The sequence below is a fragment of the Mesorhizobium sp. genome (assembly GCF_024509055.1).
Taxonomy (GTDB): Bacteria; Pseudomonadota; Alphaproteobacteria; order Rhizobiales; family Rhizobiaceae; genus Mesorhizobium.
In genome coordinates this window covers 1-3,769 of sequence record NZ_JANINM010000156.1, presented here as the reverse complement: position 1 = coordinate 3,769, position 3,769 = coordinate 1, and the positions used below count along the sequence as shown (strand labels likewise).

At 63.7% G+C, this 3,769-nt stretch carries 4 protein-coding genes; all 4 read left to right on the top strand.

Going from position 1 to position 3,769, the window contains the following annotated elements; translation table 11 throughout:
• Positions 1-429 (top strand): transporter substrate-binding domain-containing protein (locus Q0L57_RS07920; RefSeq protein ID WP_296740683.1); only part of this gene is annotated, 429 nt, incomplete at its 5' end.
• A gap of 127 nt (positions 430-556) precedes the next feature.
• Complete coding sequence (locus Q0L57_RS07915; protein WP_296740680.1) at positions 557-1,447, top strand: polysaccharide deacetylase; 891 nt, start codon at positions 557-559, stop codon at positions 1,445-1,447.
• The gene (locus Q0L57_RS07910; RefSeq protein WP_296740676.1) at positions 1,444-2,337 is read left to right on the top strand and encodes a polysaccharide deacetylase family protein; all 894 of its coding nucleotides are present in this window, start codon (positions 1,444-1,446) and stop codon (positions 2,335-2,337) included. Before Q0L57_RS07915 ends, Q0L57_RS07910 begins: the two co-directional genes overlap by 4 nt.
• Positions 2,330-3,691 carry an MmgE/PrpD family protein gene (locus Q0L57_RS07905; RefSeq protein WP_296740672.1) on the top strand — a complete coding sequence of 454 codons (1,362 nt, stop codon included), beginning with the start codon at positions 2,330-2,332 and terminating at the stop codon, positions 3,689-3,691. Before Q0L57_RS07910 ends, Q0L57_RS07905 begins: the two co-directional genes overlap by 8 nt.
• Positions 3,692-3,769 lie beyond the last annotated feature (78 nt).

The window sequence follows — 3,769 nt, the reverse complement described above, 5'->3', positions numbered from 1 at the left end:
ACGACGGATTTCTGCGGCAAGACCGTCGCCGGCAGCCGCTCGACCTCCTTCGGCGAGAACGTCACCAGCTGGAGCGACACCAACTGCGTTGCCAAGGGCAAGCCCGCCATCAAGTTCGAAGGAACGGCCGATTCCAATGCCGCCCGCCTCGGCATGAAGCAGGGGCGCTATGACGCCGTGGTGCAGGGCATCGAAACGATCGCCTACCAGATCCGCCTCGAGCCGGACACCTATCAGCTCGTCGGCGAACCGCTGCTCAGCAACGACACGTTCGGCATGGGCTTCAAGAAGGACAATACCGGCCTTCGCGATGCCGTTGCCGGCGCATTCGACGGACTGATCAAGGACGGCTCTTACGACGCCATGCTCAAGAAGTGGGGCCTTGTGCACAACGCGGTCCCGAAGGCCGTCATCAACGGCGTGAAGTAAGCGCCAAGGCGCACTGAGGCCTCTTTAGATTTCGCGATTTTCGACCGGTCGTCCGGCCGGAACGGAGAGCTTTTGTGCCTGACAATCCGCGCCCGGTCCTGCCGGGCGCGGGGAATCCCCAAACAGAATGACCAAACTCATGTCGCAGCCCGCTCTTTCCATCGGTTCGCTCTGGCCGGCCGGAAGACAATCCGCAGTCGGCCTCGCTTTCGATGTCGACGGGCCGACGGGAGACGCGATGCTCGACGGGTCGCTGCTCCACAATCCGCGCTACTTCACCCAGGGCGCCTATGGCCCTTGGCGCGCATTGCCCCGATTGCTCGATCTGCTGGCGACCTATGACCTAAAGGCGACCTTCTTCATTCCAACCTGGGTCGTGGAGCACTGGACCGACCGGTGCGAGCGCATCGTCGCCGGCGGCCACGAGGTTGGTTATCACGGCCACCGCCACGAGGTTTTCATCGACCTCACCGCGGAGCAGCAGCTGGACGTCATGGAGCGATCGCGCCGGATTTTTCGCGAACGGCTCGGCGTCACGCCGATCGGGTTCAGAACGCCATCTGGCGACTGGAGTCACGAAACGGCGGCGCTCCTCCAGGATTTCGGCGTGATCTATTCGAGCTCCATGCGTGGCGACGACCGCCCCTATTTCCACCCCGCCAACAAAGGTCCAGGGCTGGTCGAAATCCCGGCGCGTTGGGACATCGACGACTATACCGCGCTTGCCTACACCGAGGCGCCGGATTTCCCGATCGGGCTTGACCGGATTGCCGATTATCGCGCCGTCGAGCGCAACTGGCGGGCGGAGTTCGAAGGCTACCACCGCGAAGGGCTGTGCTGGACGACGATCCTGCATCCGAAGGTGTGCGCCAAGCCGGGGCGTCTTTCCATCCTCGAAGGTCTGTTCAAGGCGATCGCTGGCAAAGGCGACAGCGTGTGGACGGCGCGCCTCGGCGACATCGCCCACTGGTGGATTGAACGCCATTCCCAGACCGATGACCGAAAGCTGACGGCATGACCACAGCACAGCCGACAATCTGGCCCGAGGGCAAAAGCTGCGCCGTGATGGTGGCGGTGCCGTTCGACGACGGAGCCGACGCTGTAGCCGCGGCGCCCGATCTCGCGAACAGGTCGAAGAGCCTTTCGGTCTGGCAATTCGGCGCGACCCGTGGTGTCGAGCGGCTTTGCAGGACATTCGCGGCATCGAAAATCAAGACCAGCTGGTTCCTTACCGCCGAAACGGCGGATCGTCATGGCGACCTGGTGCGTGGGATCGCAAGCGCCGGCCACGAGATCGCAAGCAGCGGTCTTTCCTTCGATCGCCACGACGAGCTTACCCCAACCCAATCGTTAGACATCCTCAGGCGATCGAGGGACGCGCTGAACACCGTGGCGGGGAGGGAGGTGAGCGGGTTCCGCCTGCCGCAGGGCAATTGGCGCGCAGGGTTCGACAGGCTTCTGCTGGAGGCGGGCCACGCTTGGTCGGCCAGCCTCAATGGCGACGATCTGCCCTACACCCATCTGTCCGGCCTTGTTGAAATCCCGGTCCATATCGAACTGGAGGACCGGCCCTATTTCCAGTTCAATTTCACGCCTGCCTTTCCGAAGGGGCAGGGCCGGATACCGGACTACGAAGGCGTCCTTCACAACTGGATTGCCGAGTTCGATGCATACCGTCGCTTCGGCCTCTGTTACGTCATCCAGCTGCGGCCGGAATGGAGCGGCACGCCTGGACGTATCTCGCTGGTCGAGGACCTGCTGCGTCACATCCTGAGCTTTGACGATGTTTGGCTGGCAACCGGCGCCGAGATTGCCGAACGCCAGCGGGCGCTGGGCAGCTCGGTCGAGAAAGATCATCCCATCCAGGTCTTCGACGCCTATCGCAAGGAATACGGCGTCGATGGTTGAGACGGTGCTCACGTCGCTTGCCGACAAAGTCTCGGCTACGGACTTTTCCGACTTTTCCGAAGCCACGGTCCGAAAGGCCAAGCTTCATATTCTGGATACGCTCGGCGTTTCGGTCGCCGGCGCGACATCGATCGAGACGAAACTCGTGGTCGACGCCCTTGGGCTGACGAGGGAGAAGGGGGAAGCGAGCGCCTGGGGACTGTCGCTCAAGACCGACGCCCGCACTGCCGCCTTTATCAACGGCGTATCCGCGCACGCCTTCGAGCTCGACGATTCCGGCGGCTGCGACCACTCCGGCGCTGTCGTCGTGCCAGCCGTGATCGCGGCACTCCAAACGATGGAAAGACCCGTCGACGGGAGGCTGTTACTCAAATCCGTGCTGCTCGGCTACGAAGTAGGGCGCCGCGTTCTGGAAGCTGCGGGCGGCTACGAGATCCACAACGGCAATGGCTGGCATTCCACCGGCACCTGCGGGACCTTCGGCGCGGCGGCGGCCGTGGCGACGCTGCTGGGCATGGACAGGGACGGCATCGCCTCGGCGCTCGGCTGCGCGCTTTCCTATTCTGGCGGCACCTGGGCCTTTATCCATGATGGTGGCCCGGCCAAGAAGCTTCATGCCGGACGCGCCGCGGAGGGCGGCTATGTCGCGGCGCGGCTCGCCCGGTCCGGCTTTCAGGGGCCGCTTTCGGCCTTCGACGATGTGTGGGGCGGGTTTTTCCGGACATTTGGCGACGGAAGGGCCGCGCCGGAAGAGCTCAGTCGCGATTTCGGCCATAACTGGCGCCTCAACCGCTGCTCCATCAAGCCGCACGCGACATGTCGCGGCACGCATTCAGCCATCGATGCCATCGATCTCATGCTGGGAGACAACGGGCTGGCGAGTTCTGATGTCGCCGGCGTCATCGTCGGCATGAGCGGCTTCCAGTTCGGCATGTGCGGCCACAAGACGGTGACCTCGCGGGCACAGGCGCAGATGAGCCTGCCTTATGCGGTCGCGGCGCGCCTTCATCATGGCAAGGTCTCGTTGGCCGAACTTGAGGAGAAGGCCTGGCGCGATCCTGCCATCGGCAAATGGATGGACCACCTGACCGTTGAAATCGACCCTGCGATGCGCGACGAGGACGAGCCGTCCGTGGAAATCAGAACGCATGACGGCAGGACATTTGCCGCCACGGTCGAGCATCCGCTGGGTGGGCCGCTCAACCCGCTGAGCGATGAGCGCATAGTAGCCAAATACGCCGATCTCGCCGGCGCCGTCCTGCCGCAAGCCCGCGTTGCCCGGCTCCGCGACACGATCCTCGACATCGATGCCGCCGCCGATGTCCGCCCCTTCACCGATCTGCTCCAACCGTGAGATGACAATGTCCCCACCCTCGAACGCAACATGGTCGCCCTTGTTCAAGGAGGCCGTCTCGACCGACTTTCGCGACTT

Bases quoted from the DNA above. Each gene is read 5' to 3' on its own strand.
- Q0L57_RS07915 (WP_296740680.1), top strand. From the start codon at position 557: ATGACCAAACTCATGTCGCAGCCCGCTCTTTCCATCGGTTCGCTCTGG.
- Q0L57_RS07910 (WP_296740676.1), top strand. From the start codon at position 1,444: ATGACCACAGCACAGCCGACAATCTGGCCCGAGGGCAAAAGCTGCGCC.
- Q0L57_RS07905 (WP_296740672.1), top strand. From the start codon at position 2,330: ATGGTTGAGACGGTGCTCACGTCGCTTGCCGACAAAGTCTCGGCTACG.